Source organism: Pseudoxanthobacter sp., assembly GCF_036822375.1.
Lineage (GTDB): Bacteria > Pseudomonadota > Alphaproteobacteria > Rhizobiales > Segnochrobactraceae > Pseudoxanthobacter.
Genome location: NZ_DAISHT010000355.1, coordinates 1 through 2,109, shown reverse-complemented (window position 1 = coordinate 2,109; position 2,109 = coordinate 1). Strand labels below are relative to the sequence as shown.

The window sequence follows — 2,109 nt, the reverse complement described above, 5'->3', positions numbered from 1 at the left end:
GGCGGATTGCCGAAGCGGCCGGCGGCGAACTGGGCGTTCTGCTCGCGGATGGCGGCATCGACATCGGCCGGCGTCAGGTCGAACTGGGCGAGCTTGTCGGGATCGAGCCAGACGCGCATCGAATAGTTCTGCGCGCCGAACAGCGCCGCATCGCCGATGCCCGGCACGCGCTTCAGTTCGTCGATGACGTTGAGCAGCGCATAGTTCGACACATAGATGGAATCGAACTGCGGATTGTCCGACGTCATCGTCAGCACGGCCAGAATCGAGCTGGCGCGCTTGTCCACCTTCACGCCCTGACGCTGCACTTCCTGCGGCAGGGTGGAAAGGGCGCGCTGAACGCGGTTGTTGACGTTGATGGTGGCCTGATCGGGATTGGTGCCGATCTGGAAGGTCACCGTCAGCGTCATGGTGCCGGACGAGGAGTTGGTCGACTGCATGTAGAGCATGCCGTCGACGCCGTTGATCTGCTGCTCAAGGGGCGCAGCCACCGTCTGGGCCACCACCTCGGCGTTGGCGCCGGGGTAATTGGCGGAAACCACCACCTGCGGCGGCACGATCTCGGGATATTGCGCGATCGGCAGCACACGCATCGCGGCCAGGCCCGCGAGCACGATCAGGATTGAGATGACGGCGGAAAAGACCGGCCGTTCGATGAAAAAGCGCGATCCCATCACTCAGCCTTCTTCTCAGCGGCAGCGGGTTCGACCGCGGTGGTCTTCTGGGCGCCGGCCGCCTTGTCGGCAGCATCGGCACCGGTGGGAGCGACCGATTCCGGCTTCACCGGCGCGCCGGGGCGCACCTTCATCACGCCGGAAACGATCACCTGCTCGCCGCCCTTCAGGCCTGCGCGGATGATCCAGTCCTGACCGACCTCACGGCCGAGTTCGACCGGGGTGATGACGGCCTTCGATTCCGGCCCGACGGTGTAGACGAAGGTGCCCATCGGCCCCTGCATCACGGCCTTCTGCGGAATGAGGACGGCATCCTTCAGCGTCATGCCGCCGATCGCCGCGCGCACGAACTGGCCCGGCAGCAACATGCTGTCCGGGTTGGCAAATTCAGCGCGGGCGCGGATCGTGCCGGTCTGCAGATCGACATTGCGGTCGGTGAAGTCGACGAAGCCGGCGACGGGATAGGGCTCGCCGTCCGGCTGGGTGAGCTGCACGGAAAGCCGGCCGGGGGTTTTCATCACCACCCGTCCGCTTTCGACCAGCGAGCGGATTTCCGCGGCCTCGGCATCGGTGAAGGAGAAGTTCACGTAGACCGGATTGAGCTGGGTGATGCGGGTCAGCAGGCTGTCGGACGGGTTGGTGCCGACGAGACCGCCTTCCGGGATGACCTTGAGCGAGGTGATGCCGGTGATCGGCGCGCGCACGGTGGTGTAATCGAGATTGATCTGCGAGGTCTTCAGCTGCGCCCGCGCCACCGCCAGATCGGCCTTGGCGGTATCGACGGCGACCGCCGCATCGTCGCGCGCCTTCTCGGTGCCGAACTTGCGCTCGAACAGCTGGTTGGCACGCTCGGCATCGGCCTCCGCCTGCCGCAGGCCGGCCTCGGCGCGCTGCACCTGCGCCGCCGCCCGCGCCACGTCGGCCTCATAGGTCGCCGGATCGATGCGGAAGAGGATGTCCCCTTCCTTCACCGCCGCGCCCTCGACGAAATTGCGCGACAGCAGCACGCCCGCCACGCGCGCGCGCACCTCCACCTCGCGGAACGCCGACACGCGGCCGGCATAGTCATAGACGAGAGGCACATCCTTCGGGGTTGCCGTGATCACGCCAACCGCGGGCGGCGGCATGGCGCCCGGGCCGCCGGCCTGTGCCGCAGCCCCGGAAACAAAGGCCCCGCCGCCGACGCCGGCGGCAAGAACGGCGGCCGTGATGCCGGCAGCCAGAAACAGCGACTTCGCCTTCATTACGGCGTGCCCCTTATTGACGACGAAAAGCCCCGTCCGCAGCGGGGCAAGCGCCCGCGCGGACAAAAGCAACCTGAGCGGATCAGCCTTCCATGGCAACGCGCAACCATGGCAACGCGCAACCGTGACCGCAGTGCAGCCATCACCATGACCGGCCATCGCCATGACAGAAACGAAAACAGAAACAGAAA

Annotated in this window: 2 protein-coding genes; both read right to left on the bottom strand. The window is 66.5% G+C overall.

Translation table 11 applies throughout. The features are described 5' to 3' along the window. Positions 1-674 (bottom strand): efflux RND transporter permease subunit (locus V7067_RS17560; protein ID WP_334177175.1); only part of this gene is annotated, 674 nt, incomplete at its 3' end. Beyond that, the gene (locus V7067_RS17555; RefSeq protein WP_334177174.1) at positions 674-1,918 is read right to left on the bottom strand and encodes an efflux RND transporter periplasmic adaptor subunit; all 1,245 of its coding nucleotides are present in this window, start codon (positions 1,916-1,918) and stop codon (positions 674-676) included. The genes V7067_RS17555 and V7067_RS17560, both read right to left, overlap by 1 nt. Between the last annotated feature and the right edge of the window lie 191 nt (positions 1,919-2,109).

Bases quoted from the DNA above. Each gene is read 5' to 3' on its own strand.
- V7067_RS17555 (WP_334177174.1), bottom strand. From the start codon at position 1,918: ATGAAGGCGAAGTCGCTGTTTCTGGCTGCCGGCATCACGGCCGCCGTT.